Below are 19,218 nucleotides of genomic sequence, written 5' to 3'. Positions count from 1 at the left end.
ATTTTTTCTAAATTATTCAAACTTGTTTTTAAGTTTGTCTTTTTTTATACGTTTTGATTGATTTTTGTTTCACACTTATCACCTCTTCTCATATCTTATACTATTTTGAATTAAAATGCGTTATGTACCCTTTCGATAACACCTTATACAAGGGGTTAATATAAAATACACGAAAAATGTTTATTATTATAGATGATATATTATGTTATGATGTTAAAAAGGAGTTGAGAAGAATGCTTACAATTAAGGATGTATGCAAACAATATCATACAGGTGAACTCACTCAGACAGCTCTTGATCATGTGTCTTTATGTTTAAGAGATAATGAATTTGTCGCAATATTAGGACCATCTGGTTCAGGAAAAACAACTTTATTAAATGTGATTGGTGGCTTAGATCAATATGATTCAGGAGATCTTATTATCAATGGTATTTCCACAAAACAATATAAGGATAAGGACTGGGATTCTTATCGAAATCATACAATAGGTTTTATTTTTCAAAGCTATAATTTGATTCCACATCAGACCATTCTTACGAATGTAGAACTCGCCCTCACAATTTCGGGTGTTTCTAGAGAAGAAAGAACACGTCGTGCACAAGAGGCACTTAGTCAGGTAGGACTTAAAGAACAGTCTCATAAGCTTCCAAATCAGTTATCTGGTGGACAGATGCAAAGAGTGGCTATTGCCCGTGCATTAGTGAATAATCCTGATATTTTACTTGCGGATGAACCAACAGGGGCACTCGATAGTGAAACAAGTATACAGGTTATGGATTTACTTAAACAGGTTGCAAAAGAAAAACTTGTAGTCATGGTCACTCATAATCCAGAACTTGCACATATGTATGCCAATCGTATTGTAACTCTTAAGGATGGTGTGATAGTCTCTGATTCTAACCCAGTATCTTTTAAAGAAGAAAAGCCTGTTCATAAAAATCTGGGTAAGACATCTATGAACTTCCTAACCGCATTAATGCTTAGCTTTAATAACCTTAAAACGAAAAAAGCGCGTACAATATTGACATCATTTGCTGGCTCTATTGGTATTATTGGAATTGCGCTTATTCTATCTATTTCTACCGGTGTCAATGCCTATATCTCATCCATTGAAAAAGAGACGTTATCAGAATATCCTCTTTCTATTCAATCTACAGGAATTGATATGAGTGCGATGATGAGCGAACCAGTCAAGAAAAACAACAGTGAAGTCAAGGTTGTGGATATGATGGAGAATATGTTCTCTAAGATCGGTTCTAATGATTTAAAGAACTTAAAAGCATATATAGAGGAACATAAAGAAATTAATAATTATGCCCGTGCTGTAGAATATGATTATGGTATCTCACCACAGATTTATGCAAATGATCAATATGGAATCAGACAAGTGAATCCTGATGCCACAATGAAAAAACTTGGCATGGGAACAAGCAGTAATTCTATGATGAGTAGTATGATGAATACGAATGTTTTCTATTCTCTTCCATCTCATGCCTCTTTATATGATGATCAATATGATGTAAAAGCGGGTCACTGGCCTAAAAATAAAAATGAATGTGTATTGGTACTCTCTAAAAAAGGTGGTATCAGTGATTTTATGCTGTATACATTAGGTTTAAGAGACCCAGCACAATTAGATCAGATGTTAAAAGCTTTTAGTGAAGAGAAAAATATTAAAGTCACAACAGGCAAACAAGGATATCGTTATAAGGATTTATTAGGTATTACTTTTAAAGTAGTGAATGCATCTTCTTATTATCAATATGATGATACATATAAGGTATATAAAGATAAAAGTAATGATACAAACTATATCAATTCACTTGTACAAAATGGCAGTGATTTAAAAATTGTTGGTGTTGTACAGCCTAAAGAATCGACTAATGCTTCTATGCTTGCTATGGGTATTTATTATCCTTACTCACTTGCTACTTCTACTATTAAAGATGCGAGTAATAGCCAGATAGTAAAAGCACAGCTAGAAAATAAAAATATAAATGTGATTACTGGACAATCTTTTAATGATCAGTCTCAAAAGTCATTTGATTTATCATCTATGTTTCAAGTAGACAACAATGCTTTAAAGAATGCATTTCAGTTTGATACGAGCAAGGTGAATATGTCCATGCCACAAATGGACTTGTCTAGTATTTTAAGTCAGATAAAAATTGATATATCTCAAAGTGATGCATCATTGTTTATGTCTACAATCTCATCTGGCTATAATGATTATTTAAAGGAACATCCTTTAAAAGAAGCAGAAAATTTAAATGAGGTGGTTCAAAAATATCTTCAATCCAAAAGAGCATCAGATATTATTAAGAAAGGTATTGATGATGCAATTAAAGAAAATGGTGAAATAAAGATCACTGAAGAACAGATGCAGAAGATTATGAAGAATGTCGCGGATGACTTTAGTGATTATGCAAAAGAAGATATCAATTCATTTACACTAGGATTACAGAATAGTATGATGAACTATCTCAATTCACAGGATTCTAAGCAGGTCATCAATCAGTTTATTAATAAAGTTATCAAAGACAATCATCTAGAAGAACAGTTGAATACTATTATGGCAGGATATATGCAAAATGTCACAAAACAATTGTCTACTTCTTTATCTCAGGCATTTACTTTTAATCCTGATATCTTTAAACAGGCTATTAAAATGAATAGAGACAGTACGGATATGACTGAACTTATGAAATCAATGATGAATACAGAACAAACAAGTTACGATAACAATCTAAAGAAATTTGGTTATTGTGACTTTGATAATCCAAACAGTATTAGTATTTTTCCACAGGATTTTGAAAAGAAACAGTCTGTTTTGAATTATTTAGATCATTACAATGAGAAGATAAAAAAGATAGATGAAGATAAAGTGATTACTTATACAGATGTTGTAGGAACACTTATGTCTTCTGTGACTGATATTGTTGATGTTATCAGTTATGTATTGATTGCCTTTGTAGGTATTTCTTTAGTTGTTTCTTCAATTATGATTGGTGTAATTACTTATATTAGTGTATTAGAAAGAAAAAAGGAAATTGGTATACTCCGTGCAATAGGTGCTTCTAAGCATAATATTTCACAGGTATTTAATGCAGAAACATTTATTATCGGTTTATTATCAGGACTTATGGGTATTGGTATTACCTTGCTTCTATTGATTCCAACTAATATAATTATACATAACGTATCCAACCAGACCTCTATCAATGCGATGCTGCCAGTAAGTGGCGCAGTTGTTCTTGTATTATTAAGTATTGCTCTTACATTACTTGGTGGATTAATTCCATCCCGTAAAGCTGCAAAAGAGAACCCTGTCAAAGCATTGCGTACAGATTAAAGAAGTAAATTATGTCAAAGAACGTTATTGAAAAAATCTATTTATCCCATGATCATTTTTTTGATTCAGAAAAAATACTAAATATATCATGTATCAGACAAGTGAAGCTTCTGTATTTTGTTTTTATAATGCCGTTGTTCTCATATGATTGCTATTGCAGTAATAGAAATACTCTATCTTTTCTTTACTACAATGGATGGAGATGCACACGAAAAGAGCGCTAAGCATGAAGATTTGATTGCAGGAGATAAGATATAAGGTATGCAGATGATGTATACCTTTTTATTTATCACAAACAATAATAAAAGTATTGAAAACAATAATACAATGAGTATAATGAAGTTGAAAAGGAGAGACAAGTATGAGAAACAGAATTACAATATTAAAAGAGAAGATGCTTGATGAAAAACGTTATGCATCTATTGAACAAGCGCGTATCATAACACGTATTTATAAAGAGAATGAAACTCTTTCTGTTCCAATGAAACGTGCCCTCTCTTTAAAAGCAGCATTAGAAGAAATTGAAATTGGTGTTGAAAAAGAAGAATTAATTGTAGGTAATCGTACAAAAGGTGTACGTGCAGGTGTTGTATTTCCTGAAAGTGGCTGTTCATGGGTGGATAGAGAATTTGAAACACTTCCTACCCGTCCTCAGGATCAGTTTGAAGTGAGAAGTGAGGATATTAAAGAATTTAGAGAAACCATATATCCATACTGGAAAGGACATTCTATGGAGGATGTCATTAGAACACGTTATGGCAAAGAAATTGATCATATCAGTAAAGTAGTCAAGATCAATCAGAAAGACCACGCACAGGGTCATATCTGTCCTGATTCTGCTTTATGGTTGAAATATGGACCTCAAGGATTGTTAGATAAGATCAATGATAAACAAGAAACAGAATTCTATACATGCACAAAACTTGTATTAGAAGGGGCTATCACTTTCATGAAGAGATATCATGACTATATTATCTCTATGCCTGATTATCATGAGAGTGATGATTTAAAGCGTGTTGCAGATAACTGCCTCTCTTTATCTCAAAGACCTCCAAAAACATTCCATGAAGCCGTACAGTCTTTATGGTTCTTGTTTGTAATATTACATATGGAATCCAATGCATCTTCATTCTCACCAGGGCGTATGGATCAGTATCTTTACCCATATTATGAACATGACTTAAAAGAAGGGCTTATTAGTAGAGATGATGCATTAGAGATATTAGAATGTCTTTGGTTGAAGTTTAATCAGATTGTTTATCTTCGTAACAGTAATTCAGCGAAATACTTTGCGGGATTCCCGATTGGGTTTAATATTGCGGTAGGTGGCTTGGATGAAAAAGGACATGATACATATAATGATTTATCCATGCTTTGTCTAGAAGCACAGAAGGAATTATGTCTTCCTCAGCCTAATTTATCAGTAAGACTTAACAAGAATACATCACATGAACTCATGCAGAAGGCGATTGAAGTTGTGGCATTAGGCAGTGGTATGCCACAGTTCTTTAACGATGAAGCGATTATTCCTGCGATGGAAAGACTTGGTGTCAGTCATGAGGATGCTTTAAATTATGCGATTGTCGGATGCGTAGAACTTACGACCCATGGTAATAACCTAGGCTGGAGTGATGCGGCTATGTTCAACCTCAATAAGGCATTAGAACTTACTTTAAATAATGGTAAATGTTTGTTGACGGGACAGAAACTTGGTCTGGATATGGGATCACTAGAAACATATCAGACATATGAACAGTTAGAAAAAGCTTTCAAGATTCAGATTGATTACTTTATTGAAATGATGATGAAAGCAGAAGAAGTTGTAGAAAGAGTACATCAGGAATGTTTACCAACTGCCTTCTTATCATGTGTCATTGATGACTGTTTAGAAAAAGGCGTGGATGTTACAAGAGGTGGCGCCAAGTATAATTTATCTGGTATCCAGATGATTCAGATTGCGAACCTTGCAGACTCACTTGCAGCTATTAAGAAGTTAGTCTATGAAGACCATCTCTTAGATTCAAAAGAACTGCTTACAGCTTTACAGGATGACTTTAAAGGGCACGAAATCACACAAGCCATGCTTTTGAATAAAGTAACTAAATATGGTAATGATATTGCCTGGGTAGATGAATGTGGTGCTAAATGGGCACGTTACTTTAGAAATAAGATGAAAGAGTATAAGAATTATCGTGGTGGTCCTATTCATACAGGTATGTATACTGTTTCAGCTCATGTTCCTATGGGTGAAAATGTAGGAGCATCTCCAGATGGTAGAAACGCTTATACCCCTCTTGCAGATGGTGGTATGTCCCCTGTTTATGGTAGAGACTTAGCAGGACCTACAGCTGTCTTAAAATCTGTCTCTAAACTAGATGATGACCTCACAACCAATGGAGGATTACTCAATATGAAGTTCTTACCAGACTTCTTTAAGACAGAAGCAGGACGTATGAAGTTTGAAAACTTCCTTCGTGCTTTTGTGGACTTGCATGTACCTCATATTCAATTCAATGTCGTGAACAAAAAAGATTTATTAGATGCAAAAGTTCATCCTGAAAGACATCGCTCTTTAACTATTCGTGTAGCTGGATATACAGCTTACTTTGTAGAACTAGCAGGTAAATTACAGGATGAAATTATTGCGAGAACAACCTATGACAACATCTAAATATCTTGTATTTGATATCAAAAGATTTGCGGTACATGATGGGGAAGGATTACGTACAACAATCTTCTTTAAAGGATGTCCTTTAAGATGCAGATGGTGTCAGAATCCTGAAGGACTTTTACCACAAAGAAAGCCTATTTACTTAGAAAACAAGTGCATGCATTGTAGAAACTGTGAGAAGCACGGAGCAGGTAAAATAGTCTATCAAGATAGAGCTGTATTTATAGAAGATGATTTGGATGAAATCTTTAAGTATTGTCCTACAGATGCGATTCAGTATGATAGCTCTTATTATAGTTTAGAAGAACTTGTAGATAAGGTGATGGAAGATGAAGTTTTCTTTAAATATGGTGGAGGTGTGACAGTTTCTGGTGGAGAACCTTTTATGCAGCAGGAAAAACTGATACAATTATTAAAGGAGCTTCATAAAAGAGTACATACAGCCATTGAAACTTCACTTTATACTTCACTAGATTTGGTGAAGGAGGCAACACCTTATCTTGATCAGATCTATTGCGATTTAAAGATAGAAGATGACAAAGCACATATAGAAGCAACTGGTGTATCAAATGCAATCATTAAAGAAAATCTAGCTTATTTACTCACAAGTGAGCATAAAGATAAAGTGACTGTAAGAACACCACTTATTCCTGGGTATACAAGTGATGATGACAATATTAAGAGTATTGCCTCTTATCTTTATAGTTTATATCCAGACGTACGTTATGAATTATTAAATTATAATCCTCTTGCATCCGCAAAATATGATTTAACTGAATTTGAATATGGTGTCAAAGAGGATCAGAAGGCCTATAGCCAGGAACAATTAAGCCATTACTATCAGATTGTATCTGATAGTGGAATAAAAAACATAATCAAGGGAGATTAAAAAAATGGAATTTATTATTGATACTGTAGATTTAGAAGAAATTAGAGATGCAGTGGATCACTTACCAATCGTAGGTGTCACTAGTAACCCAAGTATTGTAAAGAAGACTAGTCCAAAGGATTTCTTTGGACATATGAGAGAAATCAGAAAAATCATTGGGGATGAACGTTCTTTGCATATTCAGGTTATTGCGACAGAAGCAGATGAAATTGTGAAAGAAGCACATAAGATCTTTGAAGAAGTAGATGACAAGGTATATGTAAAAGTACCTACTACTTATGAAGGTGTTAAAGCTATGAAAATCTTAAAGGCTGAAGGGAAAAATGTGACTGCTACAGCTGTTTATGATTTGATGCAGGCTTATATGGCACTCGCAGCAGGTGCTGATTATATTGCACCATATACAAATAGAATTGGAAACTTAGGAAATGATCCTTTTGAATTAATGGCTCATTTATCTAGTAGAATTGTAGAAGATGGTTATGACTGCAAGATTCTTGCAGCAAGCTTCAAGGGTGTACAGCAGGTAAGAGATGCATTTAATGCAGGTAGCCAGGCTATCACTGCACCAGTAAGCGTATTAAAGGCAATCTTTGAAAATCCAAGTATTTCTAAAGCTGTAACTGATTTCAATAATGATTGGTATTCAGTATACGGAGAAGACAAAGGTCTTTGTGATATGTAATGAAAGAAACGAGTGAGGGCTCGTTTCTTTTTAAATAATATGATGTTTTTTTAATTCTTCTTCTAGTTTAGAATGATCAGGTAAATGAATAGCATCCATGCCGACGTTCTTACATGCATTAATATTATCAAGAGAATCATCAATAAATAGACATTCATCTGCATTTAAATGGAAATTAGAAATAATATAGAGGTGATAACCCTTCTCTTTTAATAAAGAAACGAGCTTTATATTATTTTCAATAGGAAGAAGTAATTCAATCCATTCTTCCATGATTTCTTCTATATCCAATGCAAGTTCAGGATTTTCGTTGATTAATTTTTCTATAAACTCTTCTCTTGTGATGGTTCCTTCGTCTAGTTTGATCCATGAAGGATTTTGAAAGATGATTTCAAATAACTCATTATAATGCGTATAGTTCTTCTTTTTCAGCCAAACTAAAGGCTGATAGTCTAAGAGAACACGACCTAAATCAAATACAATATTTTTCATTCTTTTTCTCCTTTTTACTATTATATGATATACTTAATAAAATGTATATGTTAATCAAGGAAGTGGTGATACTATGGAAGAATTAAAGAAAATAACAACAAGCCAAAATAGAATAGATTTATTACATGCTTCCTCTATTGATACGTTAGAAGATATTATTTATCATTATCCTTATAAATATGATGAAGTGACTGAAATATGGCCTCCTGTAGAAGATAAATGCTGTGTAGAGGGGGTTATCATAAGTAGCCCTAAGGTATTTTATAAAGGGCGTTTTTCCCGTATGACATTCAATGTGTCTATTAAAGGCGATGACTATACAGTTACGATCTTTAATCGACATTTTCTTCGCCCTTATCTTACGCTTAATCGTATTGTTACGTTACAAGGTAAAGTAGAAGGGAATCGTTTCACTGCTTCTAATATATTATTAAAGAATCTAGATCAATTATCAGGTATTACACCTGTTTATTCATTAAAGGATGGACTTACAAGTCATGCTTTTTCACAATATGTTAAAAAAGTATTAGGAATGAACATTCCTATTGAAGATAGTCTTCCTATAGAAATAAGAGAAACAGTTGATCTCATGAGCAAGAAAGAAGCGCTTTATGCAGTCCATTTTCCAATGAACCATGAACAATTACAAAAGGCTATTAAAACTCTTAAGTATGAAGAATTCTTAAACTTTGAACTGGCTCTTTCTTATCGTAAAATGCAAAGAGAACAGGAAGTAGGATATGCAAAGGATTTTTCTTTAGATGAAGTCAATGCCTTTATTCATACGCTTCCCTTTAAATTAACGAAAGATCAAAAACAAAGTGCTAAAGATATACTGTTAGATCTTCATAATCCAACAATCATGTATCGTTTCTTACAGGGGGATGTAGGAAGCGGTAAGACAATTGTGGCGGCTATAGGGTTATATGCCAATTATTTAAGTGGCTATCAAGGGGCTCTCATGGCACCGACTGAAGTGCTCGCAACGCAGCACTATAGTAAGCTTAAAAAGACATTTGAAGCCTATGATATGACTATTGCGTTACTCACAGGATCACTTGCTTTAAAAGAAAAGAAAGAAATCTATGAAGGTTTAGAAAGTGGTGCTATTGATCTGGTTATTGGGACACATGCATTATTCCAGGAGAGCGTTCATTATAAAAAACTTGGATTTGTAGTAACAGATGAACAGCATCGTTTTGGAGTCAAACAAAGAAAAGCCCTAAAACAAAAAGGTGAAGGTGTTGACTTCCTTGTCATGAGTGCGACTCCTATACCTAGAACTCTTGCAATGAGTTTATATGGAGATATGGATGTTTCAAGTATAGAAACAAGACCTGAAGGTAGAAAGCCTATCCTAACAAAATATTTTGAAGGCAGTTCTATGAAGCCTTTCTTAAAGCAATTAAAAGATTATTTAGCTCAGGGTGGACAATGTTATGTCATCTGTCCTTTGATTGAAGACAACGAAGATCTTCCATTAAAAAGTGCTTTGACTATTTATGAAGCGATGTCTTCTTATTTTAAAGGACATTATCAAACAGGACTGCTTCATGGTTCTTTAAAAGATGAAGAGAAAAATGCAGTGATGCAGGATTTTAAAGATAATAAAATACAAATTCTAGTCTCTACTACAGTGGTAGAAGTAGGGGTTGATGTCCCCAATGCGAATATGATGGTTATTTATAATGCTGAAAGATTTGGCTTATCTTCTATTCATCAGTTACGTGGTCGTATTGGAAGAGGGAATCAACAGGGGTATTGTTTTCTGTTATCTGAAGCACAAGACGAGCCGGCAAAAGAGAGACTGCACTATCTAGAAGAACATGATGATGGATTTGAAATATCACAATATGATTTAAAAACAAGAGGACCAGGAGAACTATTAGGTGATAAGCAGAGTGGTCTTCCAGCCTTTATGATGGGGGATATTTTTAAGGATATGAATATTCTAGAAGAGACAAGAAGATATGCAATTAAGATGATTCATGATTATTATAAGTATGGGGAATATGAAAACTATATTGAGATGATCAAGAAAAAGATAAAAAAAGGGAATGAATATATTGATTAGTTATGATATTATGTAACTGACGAGGTGATTTTTATGAAATTAGCAATCGATGCGATGAGCGGAGATTTAGGTAGTGCACCTGTTGTGGAAGCCTGCAAGAAATTTGCAGGCAAGCATCCAGATGTTGAATTATATGTAACAGGTAAAAAGGAAGAATTAACAGCTTTAGAATCTATTAATTCTATTCATATTGTAGATGCACGTGATGTTGTATTAATGACTGATAGTGTATTAGGTGTAAGAAGAAAGAAAGAATCTTCAATGGTGAAGGCTTTAATGATGGCCCGTAAGGATGAAGTAGATGGAGTTGTATCATGTGGTTCTACAGGTGCTTTTTATACTGCTTCAATGTTGTTTGTAAAGCGTATTGAAGGCGTAGAAAAATCATGCTTAATGGCAACTCTTCCTACATATAGCGGTAATAGTACATGCTTGATGGATGTTGGTGCCAATGCGACCAATACAGCAGAACAACTACAGGAATTTGCAGTAATGGGCTCATTATATAGCAAACTTGTATTAAATAAGGAAAATCCAAAGGTTGCTTTACTTAATATTGGTGCAGAAGATCATAAGGGTGATGAAATGCATCAGGAAGCTTATAAACTATTAAAAGGCAGCGATAAGATCAACTTCACAGGTAATGTAGAAGGTAGAGAATTATTATCAGGAGATATTGATGTTGTTGTGACAGATGGATTTAGTGGGAATATCGCATTAAAAGCATCAGAAGGTGCAGCCATTCTTCTTATGAAGGCAATGAAAGAATCATTATTTGCGACGTTAAGAGGAAAGATTGGGGCCTTATTTGCGAAACCTCAATTATATGCTTTGAAAGAACGCTTTGATTATAAAACAGTGGGTGGGGCTCTATTTATGGGCTTTGAAAAAGCAATCGTAAAAGCACATGGTGGTTCAGATGCCAAGGCAGTTTTTAATGCGATGGAACTTGTATATAGAATGGTAGACTTAGATGTTGTAGGTCGTATGAAAGAAGGACTTCAATAATGAAAATATTAGATTTCTTACAGAAAGAAAACATTCCTTTTAAACGTATTGGTCTTTATAAGGAAGCATTTACTCATTCATCTTATGCCAATGAATCAAATGTCCATATTCCTGATTATGAAAGACTAGAATTTATGGGAGATGCTGTTTTACAGCTATTTGTCTCAGAATTCATTTTTGCATTACATCCAGAATACAAAGAAGGACAGTTAACACAGCTTCGTTCTAAGCTTGTAAGAGAAGAATCTTTAGCACGCTTTTCCGAAGAACTTCATTTAGGTGAACTTCTTTATTTAGGTGTAGGTGAAGAAAAGAGTGGTGGACGCCATCGTGAAAGTGTTCTTGCAAATATTTATGAATCATTTATAGGTGCACTTTATCTAGATTGTGGTAAAGAACAGGTGATTCGTATTCTTGAAAAGACAATCTTCAAACATGTTAATGAAGTAAATGAATTTGATGATATCACTGACTATAAGACTAAATTACAGGAATTAGTGCAGTCAGATGACCGTAAGACAGTCAGTTATCATGTGAAAAGTTCAACTGGACCAGCCAATGCCCCTGAATTTGTTATCGAAGTTATTCTAGATGATATGATTTTAGGTACTGGTAAAGGCACAAGTAAAAAGCGTGCAGAACAGCATGCGGCAAAAGATGCATTAATGAAAATGGCAAAGAAGGCTTCATAGTCTTCTTTTTCTTATGTGTAAGTTTTGTAAAAAAAGATAAATCACTTTACTTTTTGTATAATGATAGTATGATAAAAAACAAACAAGTTAGGAGATTACAATATGGGAAATAGTACAGTAAGTGATGCAAGAAATATAACTCTTGTCATGGACTTTTATGAATTAACAATGTCATATGATTATTTTAAACAGGGAAAAAAGGATGAAATTGCATATTTTGATATGTTCTATCGAAAGAATCCTGATAATGGTGGTTATGTCATCATGGCAGGACTGCAACAGTTGATTGAAGCAATCAAAGATATGCACTTCTCAAAGGGCGATATTGACTATTTACGTACATTAAATATGTTTGATGAAGAATTTTTATCTTATTTAGCTGATTTCAAGTTCGATGGTACAATCTGGGCAGTCCCTGAAGGAACACCTGTATTCCCTTATGAACCATTAGTCACTGTTAAAGGAAAATTGATTGAAGCACAGCTATTAGAAACTTTCCTTTTAGTGACAATCAATCATCAGTCATTGATTGCAACTAAAACACATAGAATTGTACAGGAAGCCAAGGGCCGTCCTGTTATGGAATTTGGGGCAAGAAGAGCACAGGGATATGATGGTGCAACATATGGCGCAAGAGCAGCTTATATTGGTGGAGCAGCAGGAACTGCTACAGTATCAGCAGGTAAAGCTTTTGGTATTCCGGTACTTGGTACAATGGCACATTCTTTTGTTCAATCATTTGACACTGAATATGATGCATTCAAAGCGTATGCTGAGATTTATCCAGATTCATGTATTCTCTTAGTAGATACATATGATACATTAAAAAGCGGTATTCCAAATGCGATTAGAGTAGCAGAAGAAGTATTACAGCCAATGGGTAAGACATTAGCTGGTATTCGTATTGACTCAGGAGATATCGCATATCTTACTAAGAAAGCAAGAATGATGCTTGATGTTGCTGGATTGACTAATACAAAGATTTCTATTTCTAACTCATTGGATGAATATTTAATCCGTTCTGTACTTGAACAGGGTGCACGTATTGATTCATTTGGTGTAGGGGAAAACATGATTACATCAAAGTCTTCTCCAGTATTTGGTGGAGTCTATAAGATGGCGGCTATGGAAAAGGATGGTCAGATTGTTCCTAAAATCAAGATTTCAGAAAATAAAGAAAAGATTACTAATCCAGGCTATAAGAAGGTCTATCGCTTAATAGAGAATGAAACAAATAAAGCCATTGCGGATATTGTAATGTTTGCGGATGAAACAATTGATCCAGAAAAGAATCTCACTATTTACTCTCAGTATGATAAATGGAAGAATAAAACATTAATAGGTGGGTCTTATACATTCTTTGAATTACAGAAACCTATCTTCGTGGATGGTGAATGTGTATATGAAGAAAAGACACTTGCAGAAATCAGAGAAAACGTTAAAAAACAGGGCACATTATTATGGGATGAAATATTCCGTTTAGAATACCCACATGCTTATTATGTAGACCTTTCTGAAAGACTTATTGACTATAAATTAAAGATGCTTGAGGAAAAACGCGGATGAAAATTACAGTAGTAGGATTAGGCGTTATTGGCGGCAGTTTTGTTAAGGCGCTTAAAGGAAAGGGTTATGAAGTCTATGGTATCGATACAAACCAGCAGACTCTAGATATGGCTAAAGAAGAGGGATGTATTATTGAAGGATATCTAGATGGGAAGGATATTATCCCTGAAACAGACCTTACAATCATCTGCCTTTACCCAAGTCTTGTCTTAGACTTTATTAAAAACAATCAATTTAAACCAGGAAGTATCGTCACAGATGCCGTAGGAATTAAGTCTTATTTCTTAAGAGAAGCACTTTCTATCATTCCAGACGGTGTAGAATATATTTCTATTCATCCAATGGCAGGTAGAGAAAAGAAGGGTTATCAATATGCCTCTAAACAGGTATTTGAGAATGCAAACTTCATTATTGTCTATCATGATGATAATAAGAAATCTACTATAGATTTTGTTCAAGAATTCTCTAAGCAGTTAGGTTTCCGTTCGGTTAAGATCATGTCTCCTGAAGCACATGATGAAATTATCTCATTTACTTCACAGTTACCTCACTGTCTGGCTGTAGCACTTATGAATAGTGATGATCAGAAATATGAGACAGGAAAGTATATTGGCGACTCATTTAGAGACCTCACACGTATTGCGAATATTAATGAAGATTTATGGGATGAGTTGTTTATGAATAATAAACAGTATTTGCTTGCTTCTATTGAACGATTTGAAGAGCAACTAGATGTTCTAAAAAATGCGATTCGTGATAATGATGATGAGACTTTAAAGGCTGCATTTAGAAAATCTACAAAAAGAAGAGAACATTTGTAAGAATGTTCTTTTTTTTATTGCGAAAGTTTAATATATAAAACAAAAAGTTTAAAAAAGAGGTTGAAAGATTACCATAAGCGTGTATAATATCATTGTTTGATTAAGTGAACAAAAAGTTAATTATATAAAACAGGGAGGATTAGATGGATCTCGGAAGGAAAATTAAACAGCTACGACTTGCAAATGACTTAACTCTTGAAGAACTTGCAAACCGTAGTGAGTTATCAAAGGGTTTCCTCTCCCAGGTTGAAAGAAATCTAACATCACCATCTGTCGCAACACTTGATGATATTCTTGAAGCATTAGGTACTAATCTTCATGATTTCTTTGATCAGCAGGAGGATGAACAACTTGTTTTTGGCAAGAAGGATTTTTTTGTGAATGAACAGGATGATTACATCATTCACTATATCGTACCAAATGCTCAGAAAAATGAGATGGAACCTATTCTTATTGAACTAGAAAATGGTAAACGTTCAATGAAGATGGAACCTCATGGTGGAGAAGAGTTTGGTTATGTATTAGAAGGTAAAGTCGTTCTTCATTATGGGATGCGAGAAGAGATTGTTAAAAAGGGTGAAACATTTTATTTGAAGGGCACACGTGCACATTATTTAGAGAATCAGTGGGAAAGAAAGGCGAGAGTGATCTGGATTTCTACACCACCACTATTTTAATGAGGAGAGTTTTATGAAGAAAATTATTGAATTAGATAATCTGACTAAATCATTTGATGGTCAGGTCGTCCTAAAAGGAATTCACTTAGACATCTATGAAAATGAATTCGTTACACTTCTAGGTCCAAGTGGATGCGGAAAAACAACTACACTAAGAATTATGGCAGGGTTTGAAGAACCTGAATCAGGTACTGTATTATTTGATGGTATGAACATGGAAGGTGTACCACCATATAAGAGAGAATTAAATACAGTATTCCAGAAGTATGCTTTATTCCCACATATGGATGTTTATGATAATGTAGCATTTGGTTTGCATATTAAGAAAATGCCTGATGAAATCATTGATCATAAAGTAAGAAGAATGTTGGAACTTGTAGGTTTAAAGGGTTTTGAAGAAAGAAATATTTCTCAGTTATCTGGTGGTCAGCAGCAGCGTGTTGCGATTGCAAGAGCTCTTGTTAATGAGCCAAAAGTACTTCTTCTTGATGAACCATTAGGCGCACTTGACTTGAAACTAAGAAAAACAATGCAGATTGAATTAAAGAAGATCCAGCAGCGGGTAGGTATTACTTTCGTTTATGTTACTCATGATCAGGAAGAAGCACTTACTATGTCTGATAAGATTGTCGTAATGAATGAAGGTTTAATTCAGCAGATTGGCTCACCAATTGATATTTATAATGAACCAGAAAATAGATTTGTTGCCAACTTCATTGGTGAATCTAATATTGTAGAAGGTCATTTTATTAAGGATTACCTTGTAGAATGGCATGGTCAGCAGTTTGAATGTGTAGATAAGGGATTTGAAGAAGGTCAGGAAGTAGATATTGTATTACGTCCTGAAGACTTAGATATTGTAGAACCAGGTAGAGGTAAAATTGCAGGTGAAGTCGTATCTGTTATCTTTAAAGGGGTACACTATGAAATCTTGGTACGTACAGAAAATCAGGACTATAAGATTCATACAACAGATTTAACAGAAGTAGGAAAGAAAGTAGATTTAGATTTCTGGCCTGAAGATATTCATGTCATGGAACCAATGGGTACTTATTAATGAAACAGTATAAAAAACTCATTACACCTTATGTCCTATTTCTATTCCTGTTAACTGTATTGCCGATGGTGTTGATTGTATTCTATGCTTTTACACAAAAGGCATCCGCAATCAAGACATTTGAATTCACATTCGCAAACTTTGCAAAATTCTTTGATCCAATCTTTGTCCAGGTATTGATTAAATCATTCGGACTTGGATTACTTACTACATTAATCTGTTTATTAATTGGTTATCCAGTCGCTTTTATGATTTCTAAGTGTAAACAGCATACCCAGACTATTCTTATTATGTTGATTACTATTCCAACATGGATCAACCTTTTAATGCGTACTTATGCATGGGTTTCTATTTTATCTAGAAACGGTATTTTAAATAACATCCTAGGGATGCTAGGATTAGGATCATTTAGAATGTTATATACTGATGGAGCAGTTGCAATCGGGATGATTTATAACTTCCTCCCATTTATGATTCTACCAATCCATACATCTTTAACTAACATGGATCCTTCACTTGTAGAAGCAGCTTATGACCTAGGGGCAAATAAAATTACAGCCTTCTTTAAAATCACCTTTAAACTATCACTTGGAGGCGTATTAACTGGTATCACAATGGTATTCTTACCAGCTATCAGTGAATTCGTTATTCCAAAGATGTTAGGTGGAGGACAGTACTCTTTAATTGGTAACTTCATTGAAAACCAGTTCATTACTGTAGGTAACTGGCATTTCGGTAGTGCTGTATCACTCATCTTAGGTGTGATTGTCATTATTTCTATGGCACTCATCTACCGTGCTGAAAAAAAGACAAATAATGAAATTGAACAGGGAGGACTTACTAATGCGAAAAGAAAAAAAGCTCAGTAAAGTGATTATTATTTCACTATGTATGGTCTTCCTCTATTTCCCAATATTTATTATGGCAGTTTTCTCATTTAATAGCGCCAAGTCTTTATCACATTTTGGTGGCTTCTCAGGACGCTGGTATGTACAGTTATTTAATAACACACAGCTATTAAATGCGATTTTTGTATCAGTTAGTATTGCGGTTATTGCGACAATCTGTTCAGTTGTTTTAGGAACAATCACAGCCATTGCATTATCTAAATCTAAGAAGACTGTCAGAACTCTTGTGCAGCAGGTCAATAACTTACCAATCATGAACCCTGAAATCGTTACAGCTATTTCTTTAATGTTATTATTTAGCTTTGTGAACTTTGAAAAGGGTTATATGACAATGCTGCTTGCTCATATTGCCTTCTGTACACCATATGTGATTACGAATGTTTATCCTAAAGTCAAGCAGTTAGATGACAATCTAGCAGATGCGGCAATGGATTTAGGGGCAACACCATTTCAAACATTGACTAAGGTAATCATTCCTCAGATCAAGCCTGGTATCTTTGCAGGAGCACTTTTATCTTTTACTATGAGTTTTGATGATTTCATCATTTCGTATTTTGTATCTGGTAATGGTGTAGAAAATATTTCTATCGTTGTTTATAACATGTCTAAACGTGTTGATCCGAGTATATATGCATTATCTACAGTTATTCTTGTAGTTATTTTAATTGGGGTATTATTAGGCACTTTTGTACCATATATTTATTTGAAGAAGAGAGGGGTAAAAAATGAAAAAACTATTTAAAGGTTTACTTTGCGTTGCAGTTATCTGCGGCCTAATGACTGGGTGTGGGCCTAAAAACTATAAACACACATTAAAGGTATTCAACTGGGGTGTATATGCCAATATGGACGTTATTAAGGCATTCCAGGATGAATATGATTGTAAGGTTATTTATGAAACTTTCGATTCTAATGAATCAATGTATACTAAATTATTGGGTGGTAACCAGTATGATGTATTAGTACCATCTGATTATATGATTGAACGTATGATCAAAGAAAATCTTTTACAGAAAATTGACTGGTCTAAGATTACGAATAAGAAATCATTAGATACTAAAATATTAAACCAGCAATTCGATCCTAACAACGAATACTGGGTACCATATTTCAGTGGTAACGTAGGTATCGTTTATGACAAAACACAGGTTACAAAAGAAGATTTAAAAGCAGGATGGGAAATCCTACGTAATACTAAATATAAGGGTAACCTTTATATGTATGACTCTGAAAGAGACTCTATGATGGTTGCATTAAAAGCTTTAGGCTATTCTATGAATACTACTAACGAAAATGAAATTCAGGCTGCTTTCAACTGGTTAGTAGAACAGAGAAAGACTATGGATCCTACATATGCAACAGATGACTCTATCGATAACATGAAGAATGGTGAAAAAGCACTTTGTGTTATGTATTCAGGTGATGCGGCAGATGTAATGAAAGAAAACCCAGATATGGGTTTCTATATGCCAGAAGAAGGTACTAACTATTGGTTCGATGGATTTGTTATTTCAAAAGATTGTAAGAACACAGATATGGCTAATAAATTCATTAACTATATGATTTCTGATAAGAACGCATTCTTAAATACACAGGAAGTAGGTTATTTAACTACTAATACTGTAGCAGCAGCAAAAGCAAGAAAGAAAGAATTTAAGAACAACAACGCTTACAGCATGCGTGTTGGACCTAAAGATGAATGTTTCAACTATCAGGATACTAAGACTAAAGAAATGTTTAGTAACTACTGGACAAAAGTTAAAGCAAAATAACATATTTTATGGTGATTCTAGATCTGGAATCACCATTTTTCTTTTATTGTAAGCATTCTCCTAAGAGTTCTGATAAAAAAGTCATATTTTTTTGATTTAAAAAACCTTGTGTTTATCAAATTAAATGTAAACACTTAGAAAAAAGTTCTAAAAACCCCTTGCATTATTTCAAAATACATAGTATAGTATACAAGCAATCTCGATTGCGACGGTTCCATAGCCAAGTTGGTAAGGCAGAAGACTGCAACTCTTCGACCATCGGTTCAAGTCCGGTTGGAACCTCCATACGTGTGCCCTGGTGGCGAAACTGGTAGACGCACAGGACTTAAAATCCTGCGGACTTCAAACTCCGTGCCGGTTCGATTCCGGCCCAGGGCACCATTTATGAATTGCGCTAGTAGCTCAACTGGATAGAGTACTTGTCTACGGAACAAGGGGTTACGGGTTCAATTCCTGTCTAGCGCGCCAATTATATAAACGGGAAGTAGCACAGCTTGGTAGTGCACCTGGTTTGGGACCAGGGGGTCGCAGGTTCAAATCCTGTCTTCCCGAC

The 19,218-nt window shown here is 34.4% G+C and carries 15 protein-coding genes and 4 tRNA genes; 18 read left to right on the top strand and 1 reads right to left on the bottom strand.

Annotation, left to right across the window (positions count from 1 at the left end):
• Positions 1-233 precede the first annotated feature (233 nt).
• The 4 genes from EAI80_RS07770 to EAI80_RS07750 all read left to right on the top strand — a co-directional run bounded on the left by EAI80_RS07770 (position 234) and on the right by EAI80_RS07750 (position 7,598).
• On the top strand, positions 234-3,353 hold the full coding sequence (locus EAI80_RS07770; protein WP_129981587.1) for an ABC transporter ATP-binding protein/permease: 3,120 nt from the start codon (positions 234-236) through the stop codon (positions 3,351-3,353).
• 361 nt (positions 3,354-3,714) lie between these two features.
• A complete protein-coding gene (locus EAI80_RS07760; RefSeq protein ID WP_129981586.1) occupies positions 3,715-6,024 on the top strand; it encodes a formate C-acetyltransferase/glycerol dehydratase family glycyl radical enzyme in 2,310 nt (769 codons plus the stop codon).
• Positions 6,011-6,913: a glycyl-radical enzyme activating protein gene (locus tag EAI80_RS07755; protein ID WP_238634501.1), complete on the top strand. Its 903-nt coding sequence runs from the start codon at positions 6,011-6,013 to the stop codon at positions 6,911-6,913. The genes EAI80_RS07760 and EAI80_RS07755 overlap by 14 nt, the downstream gene beginning before the upstream one ends.
• A 4-nt stretch (positions 6,914-6,917) precedes the next feature.
• Complete coding sequence (locus EAI80_RS07750) at positions 6,918-7,598, top strand: fructose-6-phosphate aldolase (protein WP_129981584.1); 681 nt, start codon at positions 6,918-6,920, stop codon at positions 7,596-7,598.
• A 30-nt stretch (positions 7,599-7,628) separates the two neighbouring features.
• Here the strand turns inward: EAI80_RS07750 and EAI80_RS07745 are convergent, their stop codons facing one another.
• Entirely contained in the window at positions 7,629-8,090 is a 462-nt protein-coding gene (locus EAI80_RS07745; protein WP_129981583.1) for a hypothetical protein, read from the bottom strand.
• 73 nt (positions 8,091-8,163) lie between these two features.
• On the opposite strand from EAI80_RS07745, the gene recG reads away from it, so the two are divergent.
• The 14 genes from recG to EAI80_RS07675 all read left to right on the top strand — a co-directional run bounded on the left by recG (position 8,164) and on the right by EAI80_RS07675 (position 19,217).
• Complete coding sequence (recG, locus tag EAI80_RS07740) at positions 8,164-10,164, top strand: ATP-dependent DNA helicase RecG (RefSeq protein WP_129981582.1); 2,001 nt, start codon at positions 8,164-8,166, stop codon at positions 10,162-10,164.
• A gap of 33 nt (positions 10,165-10,197) precedes the next feature.
• On the top strand, positions 10,198-11,172 hold the full coding sequence (plsX, locus tag EAI80_RS07735) for a phosphate acyltransferase PlsX (RefSeq protein WP_129981581.1): 975 nt from the start codon (positions 10,198-10,200) through the stop codon (positions 11,170-11,172).
• Positions 11,172-11,864, top strand: coding sequence for a ribonuclease III (rnc, locus tag EAI80_RS07730; RefSeq protein WP_129981580.1), 693 nt, complete (start codon positions 11,172-11,174; stop codon positions 11,862-11,864). The genes plsX and rnc overlap by 1 nt, the downstream gene beginning before the upstream one ends.
• A gap of 102 nt (positions 11,865-11,966) precedes the next feature.
• A complete protein-coding gene (locus EAI80_RS07725; RefSeq protein WP_129981579.1) occupies positions 11,967-13,430 on the top strand; it encodes a nicotinate phosphoribosyltransferase in 1,464 nt (487 codons plus the stop codon).
• Positions 13,427-14,251 carry a prephenate dehydrogenase gene (locus EAI80_RS07720; protein ID WP_129981578.1) on the top strand — a complete coding sequence of 275 codons (825 nt, stop codon included), beginning with the start codon at positions 13,427-13,429 and terminating at the stop codon, positions 14,249-14,251. The genes EAI80_RS07725 and EAI80_RS07720 overlap by 4 nt, the downstream gene beginning before the upstream one ends.
• A 143-nt stretch (positions 14,252-14,394) precedes the next feature.
• A complete protein-coding gene (locus EAI80_RS07715; RefSeq protein WP_022425431.1) occupies positions 14,395-14,928 on the top strand; it encodes an XRE family transcriptional regulator in 534 nt (177 codons plus the stop codon).
• Between the two features lie 13 nt (positions 14,929-14,941).
• The gene (gene potA, locus EAI80_RS07710) at positions 14,942-15,985 is read left to right on the top strand and encodes a spermidine/putrescine ABC transporter ATP-binding protein (protein WP_129981577.1); all 1,044 of its coding nucleotides are present in this window, start codon (positions 14,942-14,944) and stop codon (positions 15,983-15,985) included.
• Entirely contained in the window at positions 15,985-16,854 is an 870-nt protein-coding gene (locus EAI80_RS07705) for an ABC transporter permease (protein ID WP_022425433.1), read from the top strand. Before potA ends, EAI80_RS07705 begins: the two co-directional genes overlap by 1 nt.
• Positions 16,829-17,635, top strand: a complete 807-nt coding sequence (locus EAI80_RS07700) for an ABC transporter permease (protein WP_129981576.1) — start codon at positions 16,829-16,831, stop codon at positions 17,633-17,635. Before EAI80_RS07705 ends, EAI80_RS07700 begins: the two co-directional genes overlap by 26 nt.
• Complete coding sequence (locus EAI80_RS07695) at positions 17,619-18,665, top strand: ABC transporter substrate-binding protein (RefSeq protein ID WP_129981575.1); 1,047 nt, start codon at positions 17,619-17,621, stop codon at positions 18,663-18,665. Before EAI80_RS07700 ends, EAI80_RS07695 begins: the two co-directional genes overlap by 17 nt.
• 210 nt (positions 18,666-18,875) lie before the next feature.
• Positions 18,876-18,950: transfer RNA gene (locus EAI80_RS07690), tRNA-Cys, on the top strand.
• A 7-nt stretch (positions 18,951-18,957) separates the two neighbouring features.
• Positions 18,958-19,046, top strand: a tRNA-Leu gene (locus tag EAI80_RS07685).
• A gap of 10 nt (positions 19,047-19,056) precedes the next feature.
• Positions 19,057-19,133 (top strand) — tRNA-Arg (locus EAI80_RS07680).
• A gap of 10 nt (positions 19,134-19,143) precedes the next feature.
• Positions 19,144-19,217: transfer RNA gene (locus EAI80_RS07675), tRNA-Pro, on the top strand.
• The last annotated feature ends 1 nt before the right edge of the window (position 19,218 follow it).

The sequence above is a fragment of the Catenibacterium sp. co_0103 genome, from assembly GCF_004168205.1.
In the GTDB taxonomy this organism is placed as follows: domain Bacteria; phylum Bacillota_I; class Bacilli_A; order Erysipelotrichales; family Coprobacillaceae; genus Catenibacterium; species Catenibacterium mitsuoka_A.
The sequence above is the reverse complement of the archived record's forward strand: the minus strand, read 5'-3'. Positions and strand labels throughout refer to the sequence as shown.

Bases quoted from the DNA above. Each gene is read 5' to 3' on its own strand.
- EAI80_RS07770 (WP_129981587.1), top strand. From the start codon at position 234: ATGCTTACAATTAAGGATGTATGCAAACAATATCATACAGGTGAACTC.
- EAI80_RS07760 (WP_129981586.1), top strand. From the start codon at position 3,715: ATGAGAAACAGAATTACAATATTAAAAGAGAAGATGCTTGATGAAAAA.
- EAI80_RS07755 (WP_238634501.1), top strand. From the start codon at position 6,011: ATGACAACATCTAAATATCTTGTATTTGATATCAAAAGATTTGCGGTA.
- EAI80_RS07750 (WP_129981584.1), top strand. From the start codon at position 6,918: ATGGAATTTATTATTGATACTGTAGATTTAGAAGAAATTAGAGATGCA.
- EAI80_RS07745 (WP_129981583.1), bottom strand. From the start codon at position 8,090: ATGAAAAATATTGTATTTGATTTAGGTCGTGTTCTCTTAGACTATCAG.
- recG (WP_129981582.1), top strand. From the start codon at position 8,164: ATGGAAGAATTAAAGAAAATAACAACAAGCCAAAATAGAATAGATTTA.
- plsX (WP_129981581.1), top strand. From the start codon at position 10,198: ATGAAATTAGCAATCGATGCGATGAGCGGAGATTTAGGTAGTGCACCT.
- rnc (WP_129981580.1), top strand. From the start codon at position 11,172: ATGAAAATATTAGATTTCTTACAGAAAGAAAACATTCCTTTTAAACGT.
- EAI80_RS07725 (WP_129981579.1), top strand. From the start codon at position 11,967: ATGGGAAATAGTACAGTAAGTGATGCAAGAAATATAACTCTTGTCATG.
- EAI80_RS07720 (WP_129981578.1), top strand. From the start codon at position 13,427: ATGAAAATTACAGTAGTAGGATTAGGCGTTATTGGCGGCAGTTTTGTT.
- EAI80_RS07715 (WP_022425431.1), top strand. From the start codon at position 14,395: ATGGATCTCGGAAGGAAAATTAAACAGCTACGACTTGCAAATGACTTA.
- potA (WP_129981577.1), top strand. From the start codon at position 14,942: ATGAAGAAAATTATTGAATTAGATAATCTGACTAAATCATTTGATGGT.
- EAI80_RS07705 (WP_022425433.1), top strand. From the start codon at position 15,985: ATGAAACAGTATAAAAAACTCATTACACCTTATGTCCTATTTCTATTC.
- EAI80_RS07700 (WP_129981576.1), top strand. From the start codon at position 16,829: ATGCGAAAAGAAAAAAAGCTCAGTAAAGTGATTATTATTTCACTATGT.
- EAI80_RS07695 (WP_129981575.1), top strand. From the start codon at position 17,619: ATGAAAAAACTATTTAAAGGTTTACTTTGCGTTGCAGTTATCTGCGGC.